17 protein-coding genes are annotated in these 22961 nt (G+C 62.7%); 11 read left to right on the top strand and 6 right to left on the bottom strand.

Annotated features, from left to right (window positions below; genetic code table 11):
- The first annotated feature begins 15 nt into the window (after nucleotides 1-15).
- The 6 genes from GH665_RS31990 to GH665_RS31965 all read left to right on the top strand — a co-directional run bounded on the left by GH665_RS31990 (nucleotide 16) and on the right by GH665_RS31965 (nucleotide 7824).
- Nucleotides 16-1401 carry a sodium:solute symporter family protein gene (locus GH665_RS31990; protein WP_153141132.1) on the top strand — a complete coding sequence of 462 codons (1386 nt, stop codon included), beginning with the start codon at nucleotides 16-18 and terminating at the stop codon, nucleotides 1399-1401.
- 38 nt (nucleotides 1402-1439) lie between these two features.
- Nucleotides 1440-3095 carry an amidohydrolase gene (locus GH665_RS31985; RefSeq protein WP_153141131.1) on the top strand — a complete coding sequence of 552 codons (1656 nt, stop codon included), beginning with the start codon at nucleotides 1440-1442 and terminating at the stop codon, nucleotides 3093-3095.
- Between the two features lie 8 nt (nucleotides 3096-3103).
- Entirely contained in the window at nucleotides 3104-4069 is a 966-nt protein-coding gene (locus GH665_RS31980) for a CobW family GTP-binding protein (protein ID WP_246216429.1), read from the top strand.
- A 253-nt stretch (nucleotides 4070-4322) separates the two neighbouring features.
- On the top strand, nucleotides 4323-4727 hold the full coding sequence (locus GH665_RS31975) for a nuclear transport factor 2 family protein (protein ID WP_153141129.1): 405 nt from the start codon (nucleotides 4323-4325) through the stop codon (nucleotides 4725-4727).
- Between the two features lie 19 nt (nucleotides 4728-4746).
- Nucleotides 4747-6162: an NAD(P)/FAD-dependent oxidoreductase gene (locus GH665_RS31970; RefSeq protein ID WP_153141128.1), complete on the top strand. Its 1416-nt coding sequence runs from the start codon at nucleotides 4747-4749 to the stop codon at nucleotides 6160-6162.
- Nucleotides 6163-6396: 234 nt separating this feature from the next.
- On the top strand, nucleotides 6397-7824 hold the full coding sequence (locus tag GH665_RS31965; protein WP_153141127.1) for an amino acid permease: 1428 nt from the start codon (nucleotides 6397-6399) through the stop codon (nucleotides 7822-7824).
- A 116-nt stretch (nucleotides 7825-7940) separates the two neighbouring features.
- Here the strand turns inward: GH665_RS31965 and GH665_RS31960 are convergent, their stop codons facing one another.
- Nucleotides 7941-8777, bottom strand: a complete 837-nt coding sequence (locus GH665_RS31960; RefSeq protein WP_153141126.1) for an IclR family transcriptional regulator — start codon at nucleotides 8775-8777, stop codon at nucleotides 7941-7943.
- Nucleotides 8778-8999: 222 nt separating this feature from the next.
- Between GH665_RS31960 and GH665_RS31955 the strand changes: the two genes are divergently transcribed.
- From GH665_RS31955 to GH665_RS31940, 4 genes are all read left to right on the top strand, one after another.
- Nucleotides 9000-10661 (top strand): GMC family oxidoreductase, encoded by a 1662-nt coding sequence (locus GH665_RS31955; RefSeq protein WP_153141125.1) that lies wholly within the window; start codon nucleotides 9000-9002, stop codon nucleotides 10659-10661.
- 194 nt (nucleotides 10662-10855) lie between these two features.
- Nucleotides 10856-12160, top strand: a complete 1305-nt coding sequence (locus tag GH665_RS31950; protein WP_144194571.1) for an MFS transporter — start codon at nucleotides 10856-10858, stop codon at nucleotides 12158-12160.
- Between the two features lie 144 nt (nucleotides 12161-12304).
- Nucleotides 12305-13294 carry an AAA family ATPase gene (locus GH665_RS31945; protein WP_028200017.1) on the top strand — a complete coding sequence of 330 codons (990 nt, stop codon included), beginning with the start codon at nucleotides 12305-12307 and terminating at the stop codon, nucleotides 13292-13294.
- Nucleotides 13294-15081, top strand: coding sequence for a cobaltochelatase CobT-related protein (locus GH665_RS31940; RefSeq protein ID WP_153141124.1), 1788 nt, complete (start codon nucleotides 13294-13296; stop codon nucleotides 15079-15081). Before GH665_RS31945 ends, GH665_RS31940 begins: the two co-directional genes overlap by 1 nt.
- A 31-nt stretch (nucleotides 15082-15112) precedes the next feature.
- On the opposite strand, the gene pta is transcribed toward GH665_RS31940, so the two are convergent.
- The 5 genes from pta to tauA all read right to left on the bottom strand — a co-directional run bounded on the left by pta (nucleotide 15113) and on the right by tauA (nucleotide 21081).
- Nucleotides 15113-16150 (bottom strand): phosphate acetyltransferase, encoded by a 1038-nt coding sequence (gene pta / locus GH665_RS31935; RefSeq protein WP_153141123.1) that lies wholly within the window; start codon nucleotides 16148-16150, stop codon nucleotides 15113-15115.
- 121 nt (nucleotides 16151-16271) lie between these two features.
- Nucleotides 16272-18074 carry a sulfoacetaldehyde acetyltransferase gene (xsc, locus tag GH665_RS31930; protein ID WP_153141122.1) on the bottom strand — a complete coding sequence of 601 codons (1803 nt, stop codon included), beginning with the start codon at nucleotides 18072-18074 and terminating at the stop codon, nucleotides 16272-16274.
- 187 nt (nucleotides 18075-18261) lie between these two features.
- Nucleotides 18262-19119, bottom strand: coding sequence for an ABC transporter permease subunit (locus GH665_RS31925; RefSeq protein WP_246216428.1), 858 nt, complete (start codon nucleotides 19117-19119; stop codon nucleotides 18262-18264).
- 55 nt (nucleotides 19120-19174) lie between these two features.
- The gene (locus GH665_RS31920; protein ID WP_153141120.1) at nucleotides 19175-19990 is read right to left on the bottom strand and encodes a taurine ABC transporter ATP-binding protein; all 816 of its coding nucleotides are present in this window, start codon (nucleotides 19988-19990) and stop codon (nucleotides 19175-19177) included.
- A gap of 32 nt (nucleotides 19991-20022) precedes the next feature.
- Nucleotides 20023-21081: a taurine ABC transporter substrate-binding protein gene (tauA, locus tag GH665_RS31915; RefSeq protein WP_217361919.1), complete on the bottom strand. Its 1059-nt coding sequence runs from the start codon at nucleotides 21079-21081 to the stop codon at nucleotides 20023-20025.
- A 298-nt stretch (nucleotides 21082-21379) separates the two neighbouring features.
- Here tauA and pdxR point away from each other — a divergent pair, with 298 nt between their 5' ends.
- The gene (gene pdxR / locus GH665_RS31910) at nucleotides 21380-22906 is read left to right on the top strand and encodes a MocR-like pyridoxine biosynthesis transcription factor PdxR (protein WP_153141119.1); all 1527 of its coding nucleotides are present in this window, start codon (nucleotides 21380-21382) and stop codon (nucleotides 22904-22906) included.
- Nucleotides 22907-22961 lie beyond the last annotated feature (55 nt).

Below are 22961 nucleotides of genomic sequence, written 5' to 3'. Positions count from 1 at the left end.
AGCAGGAGAGCCCGGATGTCCACCGTTGTCTTTCTCGGTTTGATTCTCTTCTCGCTGTATCTGGCGATACGCTCCAAAAAAGGGCATGGCGCGCAAAGCGTTCATGACTTCTTTGTCGCGTCCCGTCAGTTCGGCGCGTACCTGGTCTTTTTCCTCGCCGCGGGCGAGATCTACAGCATTGGCACGATGGTCGGTTTTCCCGGCGGTATTTATGCCAAAGGACCGACGTATGGGGTCTGGTTTCTTGGCTATATCCTGCTGGCGTATCCCGTCGGCTATTTCATCGGACCGAAAATCTGGGAGGCCGGCAAACGCTATAACGCCATTACGCTGCCCGATCTGTTCAAAGGCCATTTTGGCAGTCGCGCATTGGAGTTGATCGTTGCCGGATCGGCGATTCTATTCCTGCTGCCGTGGGGGGAGTTGCAGTTCACGGGACTGGTTGCCGCGTTCAAAGGTCTCGGCTGGAATTTCCAGCCGCTCTACCTGATCCTGATCTCCGCGGTATTGGCATTTACCTACATCGCCATTTCAGGCGTGCGGGCGTCGGCCTACATTGCGATCTTGAAAGACGTGCTGATGGTGTTGGCGATTGTGATCACCGGGCTCGCGGTCGCGTGGCAATCGGGCGTCACGGAGGTTTTTCACGCCGCGAGCCTGCACGTCAGCAACAGCATGAACGCCAGCCAACTGACGTTCTCGATGAGCACCATGCTGTTCCAGTCGCTAGGGTTCTACGTGATGCCGTTCGCCGTGCAGGTTTTCTTCACGGCGTCCAGTCCGAACACGATCCGGCGTACCCAGGTGGCCATGCCGCTGTACATGCTGATGTATCCGTTTCTGGTGATTGCTTCGTACTATGCGATCAGTCAGAACCTGCATCTGGGTTCGCCGAATGAGGCGTTCTTTGCTGCGGCGATCCGATTGCTGCCGGGCTGGCTGCTGGGTCTGGTCGCGGCCGGCGCCTCGCTATCCGGCCTGCTGGTGCTAACCGGGATCTGTCTTGCCATCGGTCCGATCGTGACACGCAATCTGTTGCCGAAGATGCCCGAGAACCGGCAGAAAGCCACCGCGAAAACGGTGATCGTGATCTACCTGCTGGTCTCGATCGTGATGACCCTGTTGACGCCGAATCTGATGCTCACGCTGATCAATACCGCGTACTACGGCGTGACCCAGTTTTTCCCGGGCGTGATGATCATTCTGTTTTCGCTTCGCGTCAAACCGGCCGCGATTGCAACCGGTATCCTGACTGGCCAGATACTCGCGATCATCCTGTACATGCTTCATGCCGATCTCGGCGGATTCAACCTGGGCTTGCTGTGTCTCGTGATCAACGTCGCGGTGACCGCCATGTTGAACCATGGCTGGAAGCGCAAACCGGTTCACGCGCTATCCTGAGCATTCGGCCCGCTTTCTGAATCTGAGACCATCTATTTATGAATTCGATTGAACGAGGTCCCGTTACTGTATTCGTCGCCAGAAAGATTCTGACCATGAATCCGGTCCAGCCGCATGCCACGCACGTTGCGGTGCGAGACGGCAAAATTCTTTCGGTCGGCAATCTGGAGGACGTTAGCCGCTGGGGCGAGGTTGAGATCGTCGACACGTTTCAGGACAAGGTGCTGATGCCGGGTCTTGTCGAAGGGCATTGTCATCTGATGGAAGGCGCCATGTGGGACGCCGTGTATCTCGGCTACTACGACCGGCGCGGTCCCGACGGCACGTTGTGGCCCGGTCTGAGAACGCTGGACGCGGTGATCGCGCGGCTCGCGGATGCTCAACGCGGTATGACGGACGCGGCGGCGCCATTGCTCGCATGGGGCTTCGATCCGATTTTCTTCGGCACGAGCCGCCTGTCGGTCAAGGAACTCGATACCGTTTCGACTACCCGGCCCATTGTCGTGCTGCACGCGAGTGTGCACCTGATGAACGTCAACTCCGCCATGCTGGCGCTCGCGGGGATCGACGAAAACACCGATATCGACGGCATCGACAAGGACGAAGACGGACAGCCGACCGGCGAGCTGCAGGAATTCGCCGCCATGTTCCCCGTGTACGAGGTGATCGGCAGTCAGCTTTCCATTGCGGCCAGCGAAAAGAAAGCGGCGATCTGGAACTTCGGTAAGGTCGCCCAACTCGCCGGTGTGACCACCGCAACGGATCTGGTCAACGATCTGTCGGCGCTGGGCAATCGCAACCTGCGCGAAGTCACGGCCGATCCGCAGTATCCGATCAGGATCGTGCCCGCGTTCGCGCCGCAGCGCAGCCCCGAAGGTGGCGCTGAAAAAGTACTGTCGGCGATGCGTGACAGCACGGAAAAACTGAGCTTCGGCCCGGTCAAATTCATCGTCGACGGATCGATTCAGGGCTTTACCGCGCGGCTGAAGTGGCCCGGCTATGTCGGCGGGCAGCCCAATGGCTTGTGGCTAATTCCGCCGAGTCAGCTGGAGGAGGTGTTCACGCCGTTTCACCGCGCGGGGCTGCAACTCCATATTCATACCAACGGCGATGAAGCTACCGAGGTCGTGCTGAACGCTGTCGAGAAGATGCTCGACGCGTGCCCGCGCAGCGACCACCGCCACACGCTGCAACACTGCCAGATGGCCGACGCGAGCCAGTTGGCGCGCGCGGCGAAACTCGGCATGTGCATCAATTTTTTCTCCAACCATATCTACTACTGGGGCGACGCCCACTACGCGCAGACCATGGGTCCCGACCGGGCGAACCGCATGAACGCGGCGGGCTCGGCGCGGCGGCTGGGCATTCCCTTTGCGTTTCACTCGGACGCGCCGATCACGCAGTTGAGTCCGTTATTTACCGCGTGGTGCGCGGTGCAGCGCAAGACCGCCAGCGGCCGTGTGCTGGGCGCGAGCGAGTGCATCCCCGTGGCGGACGCGTTGCGCGCGATCACGCTGGGCGCGGCTTATACGCTCAAGATGGATCATCTGATCGGCAGTATCGAAGTGGGCAAATTCGCGGACTTCGCCGTGCTGGCGGAAGACCCGAGCGAAGTCGCCGCCGAGCGGCTGAAGGACGTTGAAGTGTGGGGCACGGTGCTGGGCGGCCGCGTATTCCAGTCGCCGGAAAAATGAACGGAGTGGTGAACGACGCTGCTGCGCCGGACGTCCGGCCGCCCATTCCTCTGGTGGTGCTCGGCGGTTATCTGGGGGCGGGCAAGACGACCTTGCTGAACCACGTGCTGTCGATGGCGGGGCAGCGCAAGGTGGCCGTGCTCGTCAACGATTTCGGCGATATCAATATCGATGCCGCGCTGATCCGCGAACGCACGGACGACGTCATCAATCTGGAGAACGGCTGCATCTGCTGTTCGATTGGCGGCCGTCTTGTCGACGTACTCGTGAAAATCAGCGCGCGGCCCGAGCGTCCCGAGTTGCTGATCATCGAAGCGAGCGGCGTTTCCGATCCGGTGAAGATCGCGCAGATCGGCTTGCTCGACCGGGCCTTCAGGCTGTTCGGGATCATCGTTGCCGTGGATGCTGAGCGCATCGGCGCAACCTTGCTCGATCCCTACGTCGGCGATATTGTGCGTCGCCAGATCGAGGGGGCAACGGCCCTTGTACTCACCAAGACTGATCTCGTGACCGAACAGGAAAAGGTCGCGGCAACGCAGGCCGTGCTAGCGCTTGCGACCACCTCCATCCTGTTCGAGGCGGTCGATGGACAGATACCGCCGGCGTTGATCTTCGACGCTAGCGTGGTGCCTCGTCATCAAGCAGGTGGGCGAGGCGTGATGACGGCTGGCGCTTCGAGCCTGCATCGGGATATCAGCAGTTTTTCGTTTCGTTCGGACTTTCCTCTGGACCGGAAGAAACTCCGGGCCGCGCTGCGCGGCCTCTCCGCCACGCTGTTGCGAGCGAAGGGCATTGTCTGGCTGGATCAGGACAGCTTGCCGCAAGAGCTGCATGTAGCAGGTGGCCGCATTCTCATCACCCCATTCGCGGGTCACGCGGCGGCCGAATCGACACTCGTCCTGATCGGCCGTTTCACCGGCGAAGACGAGCGCGCAATCAGGCGTTGCCTCGAAAGCACGCGCGCGCTGAACTGACTTCCGTTGCGCGGCAGCGTGGCTCGCACACGCAGCACACGCAGCATACCCACGGCCTGAATCCAGAAACGCGCTTGGCGGCCTGTCAACTCGCGTCTTCTTTCCCACGCGCCGCACCGCACCACACTGCACCAGGCGAAACCAACGCACTGGCCCTACCGTCGAGCCGACACCAAACTTACACTTTTCCATAAGAGATCGCCGCTTAGGCAAGCTCACGAGTCTCACCCAAATCACCAAGCAGGAGACATGGATGGCCACAACAGAAACGTCCGCAGCGAAGGTCACCGCGGACACACTCGCTGCATTTTCCGATGCATTCAACCGTCACGACGCCAATGCGCTGATGGGCTTCATGACTGAAGACTGTGTGTTCGACACGGCTGGCGGAAGCGAAGTTTACGGCACGCGTTTCGTTGGTCGCGAGGCGGTGCGCGCGGCGTTCGAAACGGTCTTCAAGACCTTCCCGGATGCGCATTGGGGAGACGGACGCCATTACGTTATCGGTGAGCGTGGCGTGTCCGAGTGGGTGTTCACGGGCACGCATGCGGAGGGCTGGCGCATCGAAGCAGAAGGCTGCGATCTGTTCGAGTTCCGCGACGGCCTGATTGCGGTCAAGCGCGCGTTCCGCAAGGAACGTCCGAAGCAGAACGTTTGACGCCGACGAGGAGCTTCACATGGAGCAAAGTGTCATCACACGGGTCGGCGACGGCCTGTCCGCAGGACGGGACGGCGCGACACAGTATGACCCGCGCTACGACCCGCTGGTCTCGCCGGGGCCGGGGCACGGCAAGCAGTACGCACCGACTTATTGGGCCGCGACTGCCGGCACGCCGCCGCCCGACGACGGCCCGATCACGAAAGATATCGACGTGGACGTGGCGATCATCGGCGCGGGGTATACCGGGCTCGCGACGGCGCTTTGTCTGGCGCGCGAGCATGGCATCAAGGCGGTGGTGCTCGAGGCCAACAAAACCAGTTGGGGCTGCAGCAGCCGCAATGGCGGACAGGGGCAGAATGCGTCGGGACGTCTGTCGCGTTCGCAATGGATCGAGCGTTGGGGTAAAGACGTCGCGCTGAAAATGCACGACGAGATCCAGGAAGGTTTCGACAACTTCAAGTCGCTGGTGGCCGAAATCGATTGCGATCCGCAACCCGGCGGCCACTTTCTGATTGCGCACCGGCCGCGCATGATGGCCAAACTCGCCGCCGAAGCCAAAGTCTGGAAAGACGTGTTCGGCTATCCGTCCGAACTCATCGATCAGGCCACATTGCGCCGCGAGTACGTCAACGATTCCGAGGCGGCCGGCGCGCTGCACGAACCCGAAGGTATCGGCATTCATGCACTGAAACTGGCGTATGGCTATCAGCGGCTGGCGCGCGAAGCGGGCGCGCGGGTTCATCCGTCGAGCCCGGTGATCGGCTGGGAAACGATTAACGGCATTCATCATCTGCGCACGCCGGGTGGCATTGTGCGGGCCCGCTCGGTGGGTATCGCGACCGGCGCCTATACGGCGCCGAACCTGCACCCCTCGCTGACGAGCCGCGTGATGCCGATCCTGTCGAATTCGATGGTGACGCGTCCGCTCACGCAGCAGGAAATCGCAGCCTGCAATTTTCGAACGACGCAGGTGCTGACCGATACGCGCACTTTGCGTTTCTACTATCGCTTCCTGCCGGACAACCGGTTGCAGATCGGCAGCCGTAGCGCGATCACCGGTGCGGATGCGCCGAATCCGCGCCACTACGAGTTGCTCATCGAAGGAATGGGCCGCAAGTTCCCGGCGTTGCGCGGTATCCAGATCGATTATTCGTGGTGGGGCTGGGTGGATGTGAGCCACGACATGATGCCGCGTGTGTGTCAGCCGGACCCGAAGCAGTCGGTGTTTTACGCACTGGGCTACGGCGGCAATGGTGTGTCATATTCGCAGCAGGCGGGGCGCCGCCTCGCCGAACGGATAGCCGGTAAAGGAGCGAAGCAGACACTGCCGATCTTCACCTCGCCATTGCCTGGTCATCCGTTCGCACCGTTCCGCCGCATCGGCCAACGCATGCTCTACCAGTTGTACTTCCGGCGCGACGAGAAACCTTGACGCGTTCTGCGTGCCGCGCGCGCTTGCGGCACGTCATTCGCCCGCCGTCGCGCCTCACGCGCACGGCGGCGCTGCGCGGCCAGACAGGTCTGCGCGTTAAGCCATAAGAAAAAACACGATGCAGCGAGGCGCGCAAGCGTCCTCGCTCGATCCGAATTGACGGCGCCCAGGTTCCGGGACTGCGCACGCAGTCTCGCGCAACCGGCGCCGACATCAACAGGATGTGGAGGTGACATGCAAGTATCGAATCGAAGTGAACTGAAGACCGGCCTCAAAGAGCGGCATATGACCATGATCGCGCTGGGCGGCGTAATTGGCGCGGGTCTGTTTGTCGGTAGCGGTGTCGTGGTCCAGCAGGCCGGCCCGGCGGCGGTGCTGTCGTTTCTGATTACCGGTGGCCTGATCGTGCTCGTCATGCGTATGCTCGGCGAAATGGCCTGTGCGATGCCGGCGGTGGGCTCGTTCTACGAATATGCGCGCATGGCCTTTGCCGGCAAGCGCGGGCCGGGCAAACTGGCCGGCTTTCTGACCGGCTGGATGTACTGGTATTTCTGGGTCATCGTCGTGGCCGTCGAGGCGGTGGCCGGCGCGAAACTGGTGCAATTCTGGCTGCCGGATACGCCGGCGTGGGCGATCAGTCTCGTGTTGCTGGTTGTGCTGACCGCGACCAATCTGATCTCGGTGGGCAGCTACGGGGAGTTCGAATTCTGGTTCGCGTCCATCAAGGTGGCCGCGATCGTCGTGTTCCTGTTTCTTGGCGCGCTCTATGTGCTGGGTCTGTGGCCCGCATCGATGCACACCACGGCCGTGATGCCGACACTGCTTTCGCACGGCGGCCTGATGCCGAAGGGCATTGGACCGGTGTTGAGCGGCGCTGTTGCGGCAACGGGTTTTTACTTCGGCGCCGAGATCGTCACGATTGCCGCGGCTGAAGCGCATGAGCCGGTCAAGGCGGTCGCCAAGGCCACCAATTCGGTGATTACCCGCGTGCTGATTTTCTATGTCGGCTCGATCCTGCTGGTGGTGGCGCTGGTGCCCTGGAATTCACCGGCTATGGCTACACCGTATGTGAGCGCGCTCAATGCCATGGGTATTCCCGCCGCCGCTAACGTGATGAATGCAATCGTGCTGACCGCGGTGTTGTCCGCACTCAATTCCGGCCTGTACGCAGCCTCGCGAATGATGTTTGCGCTGACCCGCCACGGCGACGCGCCGGCTGCGCTGGCCCGGGTCAATCGCCGCGGCGTTCCGGTTCGCGCGATCCTGGTCGGCACCTTGTTCGGCTATGTGTCGGTCGTCATGTCGTATGTATCGCCTGACACGGTGTTCGCATTCCTTGTCAATTCATACGGCACGGTGGCCATTTTCGTCTACGTGCTGATTGCCGTGTCGCAACTGAAGCTGCGCGCCCGGCTCGAGCGCGAGGCGCCGCAGATGCTGCGCGTGCGGATGTGGTGCTATCCGTATCTGACCTGTTTCGCGATCGTCGGCATGCTCGGCATTCTGGTGGCGATGGCGTTCATACCGGACCAGCGCACGCCGCTGTGGCTCGGTGTGGTGAGTCTCGGTGTGCTGCTCGTCGCGTATGTGTGGCGGGCCCGGAAAAGGGGCGCTGTTTCCACTGAGCCGGAATTCGTCGACTATCGGCCTCGTACGCATTGATGCATTGTCTTTTGCACGTGGTTTGACGACATGCAGCGGCGGTCCGCTTGAGGTCGCCGCTGCAAGGCAAGCTGCAGCGATGCGTGGGTGGCTCAGCCGGGGGCGGCGTCTCCCCGTTACTTCGACGCGGCCACTGCCGCCGCCGTTGCAGGCTGAAGCAGCGGTCCGATGCGCAACGCAATCTCCTTGAGCCGCGGCACCGCTTTCAGCAGATCTTCCAGACTGGCCCGCGCCGTGGGGGCATGAACGGCCAGTGCCGCGAGCACATGGCCATCGTCGACGTGGCGCACCGGCACCGCGACCGCCACCATTCCGCGTACGAATTCCTCGTTGTCGACGCCGATGCCGCGCATGGCAAGACGGTCGAGTTCGGCCTCCAGCAGATCGATGTCGGTCAGGGTGCGATATGTCATCGACTTGAGCGGCAAGCGCCGGATGACGAGGCCACGCTCGGGCGCTGCCATCTGCGAAAGAAACAGCTTGCCGCTGGCGGTGCAATGCAGCGGCACGCGCGTGCCGGGTTGCAGATGCAGACGCAAGGGTTCGCTCGTCTCGACGCGCTCGACGTACAGCACGGTATCGCCGTCGAGCACGGTGAGATTGCAGGTCTCGCCAAGCGACTCCACGAGCGTGCGCAGCAACGAGCGGCATGCCCGCGTGAACGTACTGTTCGCGAGCGTGGTCAGGGCGAGTTGCGCGGCGCGTGGCCCGAGTGCAATGGCGCGATCGGCGCCGCGCGAGTCCGGCATATGTGTGACGTAGCCGCGCGCTTCGAGCGACTCGATCAGGCGCATCAGCGTTGCCTTCGGAATCTGCAGACGTGAGGACAACTGGGAGAGCGACGACGGTTGTCCCGCCGATGCAAGTTGTTCCAGCACGCTGAGCGCGCGCAGCACGCGGGTGTCGTCGGCGGGCTCGTGGGCAGGTGAGGGGAGATGCGTGGTGTCTCTCATTGTCCTTCCCGAGGCGGATCAAGGGGAATGCAGCCCGAACGGATCAGTGACAACCCGGATGAACGCGTTCGGACAGATTGAATAGTGAAACGAAAAAGTCGGTTTTCGTACCGGTTTATTCAATCGTAACCGGATTTGCTTGAAGTCGAAACTCTCATCCAATAAATTGGGACGAAATGATCCAGTTTTAAAAGAAAAGATATCGGCACGGAGACGTTATCAATGGTACGGAGTTTCGACTACGTGGTTGTCGGCGCTGGATCGGCGGGCTGTGTCCTCGCTAACCGCCTTTCCGAGAATGGCCGTTACTCGGTATGCCTGCTCGAAGCCGGTCCGCCCGACCGTTTTCTGTGGATTCATATCCCGATCGGTTACGGCAAAACCATGTTTCACCCGGTCTACAACTGGGGCTTTTACACCGACCCGGATCCGAACATGAACGACCGCAAGCTCTACTGGCCGCGCGGGCGCACGTTGGGCGGCTGCAGTTCCATCAACGGCCTGATCTACATTCGCGGTCAGAAAGAGGATTACGACCAGTGGGCCGCGCTCGGTAATCGTGGCTGGAGCTGGAAGGACTGCTTGCCTTACTTCCGGCGGCTTGAGCATAACGAACTCGGCGAGTCGCCGACACGTGGCGTGGATGGCCCGTTGTGGGCCTCCACGATCAAACAGCGGCACGAACTGGTGGATGCATTTATCGCCGCGTCGAATCGCCTGGGTGTCCAGACGGTCGACGACTTCAATCAGGGCGATCAGGAAGGGGTCGGCTATTACCAGTTGACCACGCGGCGTGGCTGGCGGTGTTCGACAGCGGTCGCTTACCTGAAACCCGCGCGCAAGCGCCCAAATCTGCAGATCGAGACCGACGCACTCGCTTCGAAAATTCTCTTCGACGGGACGCGCGCGACAGGTATTCGCTATGAGCAGCATGGCAAGCTTCACGAAGTGCGCGCGCATCGCGAGGTGGTGTTGACGGCAGGCGCGTTGCAGTCGCCGCAATTGCTGCAGGTGTCGGGCGTCGGGCCGGCGAAATTGCTCAATGAACTGGGTATTCCGGTGGTCGCCGATCGGGCCGGCGTCGGCGAGAATCTGCAGGATCATCTGCAGATACGTCTGACCTATGAGGTGGCGCGGCCGATCACGACCAACGACCTGCTGCACTCCTGGACGGGGCGCGCCAAGATGGGCCTGCAATGGGCGCTGTTTCGCGACGGGCCGTTGGCCGTCGGCATCAATCAGGGCGGCATGTTCTGCCGCGCGTTGCCGGATGTGGCGAAAACGCCGGACATCCAGTTTCACTTCTCCACGCTGTCGGCCGATACCGCGGGCGGCGATGTCCACGCGTTTCCTGGCTGCACCTATTCGATCTGCCAGTTGCGTCCAGAGTCGCGCGGGAACGTGCGGATTCGCACGGGCGATATGCGCGACGCTCCGTCGATCCAGCCCAATTATCTGGCGACCGATCTCGATCGCCGCACCACGGTTGCAGGTGTGCGTTTTGCGCGCAGCGTCGCTGCCACGGAGCCTATGGCATCACTGATGAAGCGCGAAGTCCGGCCGGGCCGGGAAGCGCAAAGCGACGACGAACTGCTGCACTTTTGCCGCGAATACGGCCAGACGATTTTTCATCCGTCCGGTACCGCGAAGATGGGTGTCGCAAGCGATCCGGGCGCCGTGGTCGACGAACGATTGCGTGTATACGGCACGCAGGGGTTGCGGGTGGTCGATTGTTCGATCATGCCGACGCTGGTTTCCGGCAATACCAATGTGCCGATCGTGATGGTCGCCGAAAAGGCGTCCAGCATGATCCTCGAGGATGCGCGAGCGGGCGACAGGCCGGCCGCACAGGTGCAATCGCCAAGCATGGCAGCACAGTATTAAGGCAGGAGCGGACGCAAAAGCACCGAACCGAAGTAGCTGCAGGCAGTAAAAAGATCACTACCTGACTCGCTGCATCCGAAGCCGATAACAGCAGCGGGCAGGCGGTGAAATTCGCGCCCCAGGAGGAGACAGACAGGGGCCCAGAAGTGCTGCGTTGCCGGGACGGCGCGCGGCCATTCATTGGAGGAGGCGCTATGGCAATCGATAAGCGGGTTATCCGCCGCGTTGCATTCGCGAGCGTGATTGGAGCGACGGTCGAATGGTATGACTTTTTTCTGTACGGTGTCGTGGCGGGCATCGTCTTCAACAAGCTCTATTTTCCCGCGCACGATCCGCTCGTCTCGACGATGCTGGCCTACGCCACGTTCGCCGTCGGTTTCGTCACGAGGCCGCTCGGCGGCGTGATCTTCGGCCACTTCGGCGACAAGGTCGGACGCAAGTCCGCGTTGATCTGCACACTCATCATCATGGGAATTTCGACGGCGGGTGTCGCCTTCGTGCCGACCTTCGCCCAGATCGGCATCTGGGCGCCGATTCTGCTGCTCGCCTTGCGGGTGTTGCAGGGCATCGGGCTCGGCGGCGAATGGGGCGGCGCGGTGCTGATGGCCTATGAATATGCGCCGCCGAACCGGCGCGGTCTGTACGCAAGCTTGCCGCAGATCGGCTTGTCGATTGGCTTGTGCCTCGCGTCGGGCATCGTCGCGGGTATCTCCCGCCTGCTGCCGGAGGCGGCGTTTCTCGCGTGGGGCTGGCGGGTCGCGTTTGGCGCTTCGCTGCTGCTGGTGGTGCTCGGCCTCTACATTCGCCTCAAGGTGATGGAGACGCCCGAGTTTCTCGCGCTCAAGCGCAATCGCCGCGACGTGAAAATCCCCTTCGTCGACATGCTCACGCGTTATCGCAGTTCGGTGCTGCTCGGCATGGGCGCGCGCTGGATCGACGGGGTGTTCTTCAACATCTTCGCGGTATTCATGATCGGCTACCTCACGCAACGTCTTTCGATGAGCCGCACGGAAGCGCTCACCGGCGTGATGATCGCGGCGATGGTGATGTGCTTCTTCATCCCGTTTTTCGGCCGGATGTCGGACCTGATGGGCCGCGCGCGCGTGTATCGCTGGGGTTCGCTGATTTGCGGCGTTTCGGTGCTGCCGGCGTTCTGGCTGATGGAGACGCAGGCCGGCAATACGCTGGCTGTCTGGCTCGGCGTGGTGATCCCGTTCGGCATCTTCTACGCGATGGTCTACGGCCCGGAAGCCGCGCTCTTTGCCGAGCTGTTCGATCCGGAGGTGCGCTATACCGGCATCTCGTTCGTGTACCAGTTCTCGGGCATTTTCGCGAGCGGCCTCACGCCGATCATCGCGACGGCGCTGCTGCGGCTGGATGGCGGCAAGCCCTGGTATGTGTGCGGCTATGTGATTCTGTCGGCGCTGCTGTCGGCATGGGCCGCGTGGGCGATGGAACGGCGCGCGAAACCCTTCGACGAGATGGCGACCGTGCGTTGACAGCGAGGCCTGCGGGGTGAATGTGGACGGAAGCGCCACCTGAAACGTGAGATTCTGCGTATAATAAAACGGAACAAAACGTACCGAAAATTATCGTAATTCGGCGGCGCCCCATCTACATCCCGCAGCAGGGAGGAGCATGAAGTGACTGATATCGTGACTGGCAAACCCGACAGAATGGTCTCGGTGCGGACTGTGTTCGGCATTGATTCCAGCCTGATGGTGCCCGCTTTCAGCGAGCGTGACGACCACGTGCCGGAGATCGACGAGGTCTACCGTTTCAATCCGGAAGTGACACTGGCCATTCTGGCCGGCTTTAGCCGGGATCGCCGGGTGATGGTGCAAGGCTTGCACGGTACCGGGAAGTCGACGCATATCGAACAGGTGGCGGCCCGCCTCAATTGGCCCTGCGTGCGCGTCAATCTCGACGGTCATATCAGCCGTCTCGACCTGGTCGGTAAAGACGCGATCGTGGTGCGCGACGATCTGCAGGTCACGGAGTTTCAGGAAGGGATCGTGCCATGGGCCTTGCAGCGCCCGGTCGCCCTGATCTTCGACGAATACGATGCGGGGCGCCCGGACGTGATGTTCGTGATCCAGCGCATTCTCGAGCGCGACGGCAAGTTCACGCTGCTCGACCAGAATCGCGTGATTCATCCACATCCGTATTTCCGCATGTTCGCCACCACCAACACGGTGGGCTTGGGCAATCTGAACGGCCTGTATCACGGCACACAGGTGCTCAATCATGCGCAGATGGACCGCTGGAACGTGGTGGCCACGCTCAACTATCTGCCGCGCGCGGAAGAGGCGGGCATCGTGCTCGCGCGTGTCCCGGAACTCGGCGATGCTGCGGGGCGCGCGCTGATCGAATCGATGGTGAGCGTGGCGGAACTGACCCGCAAGGGTTTCGCCGCCGGCGACCTGTCGACGCTGATGTCGCCGCGCACGGTGATCAACTGGGCGGAGAACTGCCAGATTTTCCGCGATCCGGCGATGGCGTTTCGTCTGACCTTCCTGAACAAGTGCGACGAAGCCGAGCGTTCGATCGTCGCCGAGTATTTTCAGAGGTGCTTCGGTACCGAACTCGAGGCCGACGTTAAGGTTGAAGGCCACCCGGCGGGTAGCCGCTGATGGCGCTGGACAGGCACCCGCAGCAGGATCAGCAGCAGGACCCGCAGCAGACCCAGCGGCAAGCGATCCTCCGCGCGGAGCAGCGCGAGGCGCTGTGCGCGGCGGCCGTGCGCGCGCTCACCGGCGACGCCGCATTGCACTACCGCGAAGGGCGCCTATGCCGTGATCTGCGACCTTTGCCCTTGCACGCACCCCATCTGCGCACCGACCCGCAGCAGGACGATTTCGCGTCTTTGCGCGGCGCTGCCGATGGCGCGGCCTTGCGGCTCATGCACTCCGACGCGGCGCTGCACAACCGGCTATGCCCGGCCGACTCCGTCGAACGGCTGCTATTCGAATTGCTCGAGCAGTTGCGCTGCGAGACCCGGACGCCACCTGGCATGCCGGGCCTCGTGCAGAACCTGCGCGATCGTTTCGAGGCCTGGTCGCGGGCGTTCTATCGCTCCGGACTCGCCGAGGATCATCTCGGCATTCTCCTGTACACGGTCGCGCAGATTGCCTGGTCGCGCCTGACGGGCTGGCCTGTGCTCGAAGACACCGAGGACCTGATCGAAGCCACGCGCGCGGCGATCGTGCCGGTGCTGGGCGTGTCACTGGCGGGCTTGCGCCGGCATCGGGCCGAGCAGGACGCGTTCGCGGTTCATGCGCTTGAACTGGCGCGGCTGGTGGCCGGGATGATTCGTGCCGCTCGCGCCGGCACACTGGACGATGCCGAAGATGATCCGCAGGAAAGCGACGATAAAGCGCCGCGCACGGCGTTCTCGCTCTGGTTCGACGTCGAGGACGACGAATACAAGGACATGGCCGTTGCGCTGACCGGCCAAAGCCGCGTGCTCGAGGCGTCGGAACAGGGTTATCGCGCCTATACGACGCGCTACGACCGTGAGTTATTCGCGGGTACGCTGGTGCGCAAGGCCTTGCTCGGCGAGTTCCGCGAGCGGCTCGACGAACGCGTCGCCGCCCAGGGCATCAACGTGGCGCGGCTTGCCCATGCGCTGAAAGCGGCGCTGGCGCTGCCGCAACGCGACGGCTGGTCGTTCGGCGAAGAGCATGGCCGTATCGACGGGCGGCGCCTCGCACAACTGGTTAGTTCTCCGGCTGAACGGCGCCTGTTCCGGCTCGAACGGAATACGCTCATGGCGGACTGCGTGATCGGTTTTCTGATCGACTGCTCGGGCTCGATGAAGGCGCATATCGAGCCGGTGGCGACCATGGTGGATATCCTCACGCGCGCGCTCGACCAGGCGGGCGTCACGACCGAGGTGCTGGGCTTCACCACCGGCGCGTGGAACGGCGGCCGCCCCCGGCTCGACTGGCTTGCGCAGGGCCGCCCGCATCACCCGGGCCGGCTCAATGAGCTGTCGCATCTGGTATTCAAGGACGCCGACCGGAACTGGCGGCGCGCCCGCGCGGACATTGCCGCGCTCTTCAAGGCGGACCTGTTTCGTGAGGGCGTGGATGGCGAAGCGGTCGACTGGGCCTGCGCGCGTCTTCTCGCCCGTCCCGAGGCACGGCGGATTCTGATCGTGATTTCAGATGGCAGCCCGATGGACAGTGCGACGGGCCAGGCCAACGACGCGTTCTATCTCGACAACCATCTCAAGACCGTTGTGGCGCGCCATGAAGCTTCGCGCGATGTGGAGGTGCTGGGTCTGGGCGTCGGGCTCGATCTCAGCCCGTATTACCGCCGCTGTCTGGCAGTCGATCTCTCGGTGCCGCCCGACATGAAACTGTTTGCGCAGATCGTGAGCTGGATTGGCGCACGCGGGCAGGGCGGCAGGCGCTAGTCACGCCCGCGGCCGGATGAGCGCGGCCGGGTCACGACGCGAGCGGTGTGGCGCGTGCGGCGAGCGGTGCAGCCGCGCTTTGCGCCTGCACCGCAGTGACCGCGATCACGTAGTAGATGTCGTCGGCGCTACAGCCGCGCGAAAGATCGTTGGCAGGCTTTTTCAGGCCTTGCAGCAAGGGGCCGATCGCTTTCGCATCGCCGATCCGCTCGGCCAGCTTGTAGCCGATATTGCCGGCTTCGAGGCTGGGGAAAATCAGTACGTTGGCGTGTCCCTGCACCTGCGAATGTTCGATCTTGCGCATCGCGATCTCGGAGACGAGGGCCGCGTCCAGTTGCACGTCGCCGTCGATCGCCAGATGCGGGCGCGCGGCTCTCACCTGGCGGGTCGCTTCCACGACCTTGTCGACGGCCGCGTGCCGGGCGCTCCCGCTGGTCGAGAACGACAGCATGGCCACGCGCGGTTCCTCCATCAGCAGGCTTTGCGCGCTGTCAGCCGCAGCCATGGCAATCTGCGCGAGTTCGCCGGCGTCCGGGTCCACTACCAGCCCGCAGTCGGAGAAGATCAGGCCGCCTTTGAGCGTGTGGAAAGGCTCGCACAACATCATCAGAAAGAAGCTCGAGACCAGTTTGAACGAGGGGTGAATACCAATGATCTGGATCGCCGTGCGGACCACGTCGGCGGTGGTGTGGACAGCGCCGGCCACCGAGCCGTCCGCGTGGTCGAGCCGCACCATCAGGTTCGCGAAGCAGAGCGGCTTGAGGATTTCCTGTTGCGCTTCCTCGAGCGTCATGCCTTTTTTGCTGCGCAGTGCGAAGAGCGCTTCAGTCAACGAGGGGGCGAGCGGCGAGGTTGCGGGATCCACCAGTTCCATGCCGCTCAAGTCGATGTTGTGGCCGGCCGCCGCCGCGCGGATGCGCTCGCCTGGACCTACCAGCACGATGTGGGCGATGCCTTCACGGCTCGCGCGTTGCGCGGCCTCCAGCATGCGGGGATCTTCCGCCTCGCAGAGCACGATGCGTCTCGGCGAAGTGCGGGCGCGTTCGATGATGCGATTGATGGCTTTCATGGCACAGGGCGGCGGTCACGGTTGAAAAAACGGCCGGAAACGGCAGGGGAAGCCCCGTTTCCGGCCTGCCGGGCACGCAGCAAGCTGCGCCTTGCGCCCGGGCCTTCAGACAACGGATGAATCAGACATAGTCCTTGTACTTGTCGAGCAGGCGTACCGGCTTGGCCAGCGCATCGCGGCGGAACGGATCGCCGAGTTCGCGGGTGCACATGATTTCGATGATGGTGGTCTTGCCATGGTTCATCTGCGCATCGATCGCACGCTTCAGTGCCGGGCCGACGTCCTCGAGCCGGTCCACCGTGACACCCTCGGCGCCCATCGCGCGCGCGATGCCGGCAAAGCTCTGGTTGTCGAGTTCACCGGCGACGAAGCGGCGGTTGTAGAAGTCGACCTGGTTTTTCTTCTCCGCGCCCCATTGCCGGTTGTGGAAAACCACGGCGGTGACCGGAATGTTGTGACGCACGCAGGTCATGGTTTCCATCAGGCTCATGCCCCACGCACCGTCGCCGGCATACGAGACAGCGGGGCGATGCGGTGCCGCGACCTTGGCGCCGATGATGGTCGGGAACGCATAGCCGCAATTGCCCCAGCTCATCGCGGCGAAGAAGCTGCGCGGCTTGTTGAAACGCAGATAGCTGTTGGCCACGGAGTTGATGTTGCCGATGTCGGTGGAGACCATCACGTCTTCCGGCATGGCCTTTTCGAGTTCGCGCAACACCTGGCGTGGATGCAGATAGTTGCCGCCGCCGGGGGTGCGCTCGCCTTTTTGCTCCTCGATCATGTCCATGCTGTAGGGGTCGCGCTCATGCGTCCAGCCGTCCAGCTCCTTCTCCCATGCCGCTTTCTCGGCGGCGATTTCGCCGGCGCGTTCTTCACGCGAGGCGTCGCAGACGAGGGTGCGGCCTTCGAGGCGCTGCGTGAGCGCTACCGCGGCGGCCTTGGCGTCACCGCAGATGCCTACCGAGATCTTCTTCACCAGGCCGAGCATTTTGTGGTCGGCATCGATCTGGATGATCTTGGCGTTCTGCGGCCAGTAGTCCATACCGTGCTGGGGCAGCGTGCCGAATGGGCCGAGCCGCGAACCGAGCGCGATCACCACGTCGGCGCGCTGGATCAGCTTCATGGCCGCCTTCGAGCCCTGATAGCCGAGCGGGCCGCACCACAGCGGATGGTTGGCGGGGAACGAGTCGTTGTGCAGATAGCTGTTGACGACCGGCGCGCCAAGGCGCTCGGCCAATGCCTTGCACTCCTCGATTGCGTCGCCCATGACCACGCCGCCGCCGGAGATGATGACCGGGAACTTGGCCTGAGCGAGCAGTTCGGCCGCTTCGTCGAGGCGTTGATCGCCGCCCGGGCCGCGGTCGAGGCGTTGCGGTTGCGGAATCTCGGCCTTGATCTGGCCGTAGAAGTAGTCGCGCGGAATGTTGAGCTGGGTCGGGCCCATTTCGGCCAGTGCGCGGTCGAAGCAGCGGCCGGTGAATTCAGCCATGCGCGCGGGATGGGTGACGTGGCCCTGATACTTGGTGAACTCCTGGAACATGGGGAGTTGCTTCGCTTCCTGGAAGCCGCCCAGGCCGATGCCCATGGTGCCGGCTTCGGGCGTAATCATGACCACGGGGCTGTGCGCCCAGTAGGCCGCGGCGATGGCGGTCACGCAATTGCTGATGCCCGGGCCGTTCTGGCCGATCACCACACCATGGCGGCCCGATACGCGGGCATAACCGTCGGCCATGTGGCCGGCGCCCTGTTCGTGCACCACGGGAATGAGGCGGATGCCGGCGGGCGCGAAGATGTCCATGGCGTCCATGAAGGCCGAACCCATGATGCCAAACATGTCGGTCACGCCGTTCGCGGCCAGGGTTTCGACGAAAGCTTCCGACGGGGTCATGGCCTGCGGGCCGCTGATGGGGGTGTGATCGCTCATGGGCTGTCTCCGATGTTTAATTAAACCGGAACAATTTGTTCCGAAAAGTGGTTATCTAAAATGTAGAGCATGCACCGGGGATGGTCAATAGGTGTAGCGAAATAAACGGTACGTTTTGTCTCTAAAAATCAATATCGAGGTGCGAACTGCAAGAGGCGCGCCGCTCGATAGCGGCCGCGCCGCGCCATCACACCCGGCCTTTCCACGGCACCAGCACGCGTTCGAGGTGGCGCATCAACAGGTCAAAGCACAAGGCAAAGAAGCCAATCACGATGATCCCCATGATCACCACGTCGCTCGCGAGGAACTCCGCGGCGTTGAGCACCATGAAGCCGAGGCCGCTGGTGGACGCCACCATTTCCGCGGCAACCAGCGTGGTCCAGCCGACCCCGATGCCGATTCGCATGCCCGTGAAAATCTCCGGCAGCGCGGATTTCAGAATCACGTACAGCACGACCTGGGTGCGCGAAGCGCCCATCGAATAGGCTGCGTGAATCTGTTCGATCGACACGGAGCGCACGCCCGAGCGCGCGGCGATGGCGAGTGGCGCGAAGATGGCCAGATAGATGAGAAAGACTTTGGAGAATTCACCAATGCCGAACCAGATGATGATGAGCGGCAAATAGGCGAGCGGCGGCAGCGGCCGGTAGAACTCGATGGGCGGATCGAAGATGCCGCGAGCAAACCGTGAGACACCCATCATCACGCCGATCGGAATCGCGCTCACGCAGGCGAGCGCGAAAGCGCCGAACACGCGCAGCAAGCTGATGCCGGTATGTTGCGCGAGCGTGGAATTGGCGAAACCCTCGGTGGCCACGAACACAAACTTGGCATACACCGCTTGCGGCGACGGCAGAAAGAGCGGCTTGATCCAGTGCAGGTTGGTCGCGGCAAACCATAGTCCGACGAATACCGCGACCGTCGCGAGGCTCGTGACGACGCTGCTGCCCTGGCCGGGTACGCCGAAGGTGTCGCCTGGCCGCGCCGGCTTCTTGGCGAGAAGCCGTGGACGTGGGCCAGGGGTGCGAGGCGGTTGGACAGGCATCTCGGTTCCGAGTGGGGCGTCATGGCCGCGAGGGAATGCCGGAGCCCGTTTTGAGCTAAACATGTGTCACCTCGGCTTCGGCGCCGTGCATTTTCTCGTCGCCGTAAATGATGCTGAGCACGCGCTCGCGCATTTCGATGAAATCGGGACTCGATTTGATGGCGCGCGCATCGCGTGTTTCGAGAAAGCGCCGGTTGAAATCCAGCGCGTAGGTGTGCGTGATGCGCCCGGGGCGCGGCGACATCACGATCAGGTGGCTCGCCAGGAAGAGCGCTTCCTCGACGCTGTGTGTGATGAAGAAGAACATCTTGTTCGTCTTCGTCCAGACGTCGAGCAGCAGTTCCTGAATCGTTTCGCGGGTCAGCGCGTCGAGCGCGGCCATCGGCTCGTCCATCAGCAGCATGGCGGGGTCGCAGGTCAGCGCGCGCGCAATGCCCACGCGCTGCTGCATTCCTCCGGAGAGCTGATAGATCATGTGCTTGTGAAAATCCTGCAAGCCGACCAACGCCAGATTGCGCGCGGCGATCTCGCGCCGCTGCGCTTTCGGGACGCCCTGGAGCTTCAGGCCGAACTCGGCGTTGTCGATTACGTTGAGCCAGGGCAACAAGGCATGCTTCTGGAACACGACGCCACGGTCAGAACCCGGCCCGGCGATCGGCGAGCCGCCGAGCAGGAGCTCGCCGCTGGTGGGCGCGATAAAGCCGGCCATCAGCGAGAGCAGGGTGGTCTTGCCACAACCCGATGCACCGAGCGCCACGACAAAGTCGCCCGAGTTGATCGTCAGATTGATGTCGTCGAGCGCGTGTACCGTCTGGCCGGCCTTACGGCCCGGAAAGACCACGCTCACATTCTTGACTCTCATGCTTTCCATGTTGCCTCCTGATTCGACAGAACCGGCTTACGTCATTTGAGTTTCATTGCCGCTTCGGCATACGCCGGGGTCACGAACTTCGAGTAATCGGGCAACACCGCGCTGATCTGTTTCTGATCTTTCAGGAACGTGGCCGTGTCCTTCAGCGCAAACGTCGCGCGTCCGGCACTGCCGCCGCCGAGCCATTGCGACGAGGCCTGCTCCTGGAGCGTCGGGAACGCATAAAGCGAGAGCGACTCCGGCACGTCGGCCGGCGAGCCGCCGATCATCTTTGCGATGGCGGCCGCTTGCGGCGAGGTGGCATTCCATTGCGCCGTATTCTTGCGGTACTGATCGTCCGCATCGGCGATGGCTTTCACGAGTTTTGCCATGAAGTCCTTATGCGCCTCGCCCCATTGGCGATCGACAGCAATGCCGTCGAAGGTCGGTTTGCCGAGCTTGGACAGATCGCCGGACGTAATCAGAACCTTGCCGCTCTTCTTCAATTGGGCGAGCGCCGGGTCCCACACGTAGGCGGCGTCGATATCGCCGCGCTCCCATGCCGCGACCAGCTGGTTAGGCTGCATGTTGAGGATCTTCACCTCGGACGGATTGATGCCCCAATGCTGCAGCGCGAACATGGTGTGATAGTGCGTGGTCGACACGAACGGCACGCCGATCGTTTTGCCCTTCAGATCAGCCGGTTTGTTGATGCCGGAGCCGTTGCGCACCACCATCGCCTCGGCCTGATTGATGTTGTCCAGAATCCAGAATAGCTGCAGATCGAGCCCCTGGCTGACTGCCGCGGCAAGCGGGCTCGAGCCGATCACGCCGACCTTCACGTCGCCCGACGCCATGGCGGTCGCGACCTTCGCGCCGGATTCGAACTGCCGCCAGTTGATCTTGTAGCCGGTTTCTTTCTCGATGGAGCCGTTCGCGATCGCGACGACCCATGGATCGACGATCTGCTGGTAGGCTATCGTGACTTCCTTGTCCTGCGCGTGGCTGGCCGGCGCCACCACGCAGGCGAGTGCGGCGAGTGCCGCCACAGTCGCACGGCGAGTCAGATTGCCGAACCAGCGGGACAACTTCGTGTGTGTGTCGCTTTTCATCGTAGGTCTCCAGAATGGCCGTGCAGGTACGCGAATAACACGTGAATCGAACGCCCGCCGACGGGGGCTTGTCCCAATCGCCGAGATTGGGTTGATGCGAGTATCGTCAGTAAAAAATGTTGCGGGTTAGGGCCAGACGTGGCTGATCGTTGAGTCCAACCGCTGCACCAGAACGGGCCGTGGCGCCAGTCCTGCCGGCAGCCGCTCAGGGCGGCTGGCAGACGCTTTTTGGCGCGTCCAGAATGACGGTGTCCGCCTTCGTGCGGACGGACTCCGTCTACAAAAAACAGGAGATAGAATGGCAAGTCGCACCTCGGTGGCCCTATGGAGCCAGCGGTTCCAGCGCTCACCCGAGTCGAACATGAGCCTCCAGGGCCAGATTCGCCAGATGCTGGTTGCCGCGATTCTGGACGGGCAACTGTTGCCGGATCACGCGTTGCCGTCCAGCCGCGAACTGGCCGACCAGTTGAGTGTTGCCCGCAATACGGTGGTGCTCGCGTATCAGCAACTGGTTGAGGAGGGCTATCTGATTTCGCGTGAGCGTAGCGGCCACTTCGTCAATCCGGCCATTCTCGAAGGGCGGCACGAATTCGCGCCGTTGCAGACGGTCCCCGCGCAGGCGGCCAATGAGGCGCTTGCACGGCCCGATTGGGACCACCGCCTCAGAAGGCGGCCGTCTTCGCAACGCAACATCGTCAAGCCGGGCAACTGGCTGAGTTACGAATACCCCTTTATCTACGGACAATTCGACCAGTCGCTGTTTCCCACCAACGACTGGCGCGAATGCTGCATGAAAGCGCTGTCGGTCATGGAGATCCGCAACTGGGCGCCGGACCTGATCGAGCGCGACGACGATACGCTGATCCAGCAGATCCGCACGCGGGTGTTGCCGCGGCGCGGCGTGTTTGCGATGCCGGACGAAATCGTCGTGACGATCGGCTGCCAGCAGGCGCTTTATCTGATCGCGGACCTGCTGGCGAGCGAGCGGACCACGATCGGCTTTGAAAACCCCGGTTATCCGGATGCCCGCAATATCTTCGAGAATCGCAATGCGCGGCTGCAGCCGCTGCCGGTGGATAGTGGCGGCGTGCGCCCGGTCGAAGACGCCGATCTGCTCGCGCAATGCGACTACGTCTACGTGACGCCGAGCCACCAGTGCCCGACTACGGCCACCATGCCGATCGAGCGGCGCCATGCGCTGCTGGAACAGGCGCAGGCCCATGACTTCGTGCTGATCGAGGACGACTACGAAAGCGAAAACAACTTCTCAGGCGCACCGCATCCGGCGTTGAAGAGCCTGGATACCGCGGACCGGGTGATCTATATCGGCAGTCTGTCGAAGACTTTCGCGCCGGGATTGAGGTTGGGTTATATCGTCGGGCCGCGTGAGCTGGTGCGCGAGCTGCGCGCGCTGCGGCGCCTGATGGTGCGGCACCCGGCAGCCTATATTCAGCGCGCGTTCGCTACGTTTCTGGCGCTCGGCCACCACGATGCATTGCTGCGGCGCCTCGCACACGCCTATCGGGAGCGCGCCCAGGCGCTGATGACCGCGCTCGACACACACTTACCGGAAGCGCGCTATCTGCCGATGTCGGGCGGCGCGTCGTGCTGGGTCGAGGGGCCGCCGTGGCTCGATGCGACACGCCTTGCAGCGGATGCGCAGACACACGGCATTCTGATCGAACTGGGGCGGGTCTTCTTCATGACCGGACTGGAGCAGAACCACTGCTTCCGGATGGGTTTTTCGGCCATCAAGCTCGAAAAGATCGACGAAGGCGTACGCCTGCTCGCGGAGCTCGTGCGCGCGCAGCAGCCCGAGGAGTAGGCGGCAGGCCGGGCGCCGCCGCGACCGGTGGTGTCAGCTATTCGCCGCGCAATCG

Origin of the sequence: Paraburkholderia agricolaris (genome assembly GCF_009455635.1) — a bacterium.
GTDB lineage: Bacteria > Pseudomonadota > Gammaproteobacteria > Burkholderiales > Burkholderiaceae > Paraburkholderia > Paraburkholderia agricolaris.
This window is presented reverse-complemented; position numbering and strand designations above follow the sequence as displayed.